Below are 615 nucleotides of genomic sequence, written 5' to 3' on the forward strand. Positions count from 1 at the left end.
CGCGGCATAGCAGCGCGCTTCGGCCTCGGCGGGAGGGATGTTCCCGATCGGCTCGAGGAGGCGGTGGTTGTTGAACCAGGCTACCCATTCGAGGGTGGCGAACTCGACGGCCTCAAGGCTCCGCCAGGGGCTGCGGCGCCAGATGACCTCCGTCTTGGATAGGCCGATGATCGTCTCGGCGAGGGCATTGTCGTAGGAGTCTCCGACGCTGCCGACGGAGGGCTCGATCCCGGCCTCGAGCAGCCGTTCCGTGTACCGAATGCTGACGTATTGCGACCCGCGGTCGCTGTGGTGGGTCAGTCCACCTTTCGAGGGACGGCGGTCATGGAGGGCCTGCTCCAGGGCATCGAGGACCAAGGCGGCATGAGCCGTCCTGGAGACCCGCCAGCCGACGATGCGGCGGCGAAGGCGTCGATGCCGAAGGCCACGTAGACGAAACCCTGCCGGGTCGCCACATGGGTGAAATCCGACAGCCACAGGACGTTGGGCCGCGGCGCCCGGAACCGTCGGTCCACCTTGTCCGCCGGGCATGGCGCCGCAGCGTTGGACGTGGTCGTCTGCGTCTCCTTCCCGCGCACGGCGCCCTGCAGGCCCATCTGCCGCATCAGACGCTCG

Annotated in this window: 1 pseudogene; it reads right to left on the minus strand. The window is 68.3% G+C overall.

Annotated elements, in window-relative coordinates:
- Nucleotides 1-615: pseudogene (locus IEX99_RS22235) on the minus strand (IS3 family transposase); the annotation flags it as partial.

The organism is Caldovatus sediminis, assembly GCF_014644455.1.
In the GTDB taxonomy this organism is placed as follows: domain Bacteria; phylum Pseudomonadota; class Alphaproteobacteria; order Acetobacterales; family Acetobacteraceae; genus Caldovatus; species Caldovatus sediminis.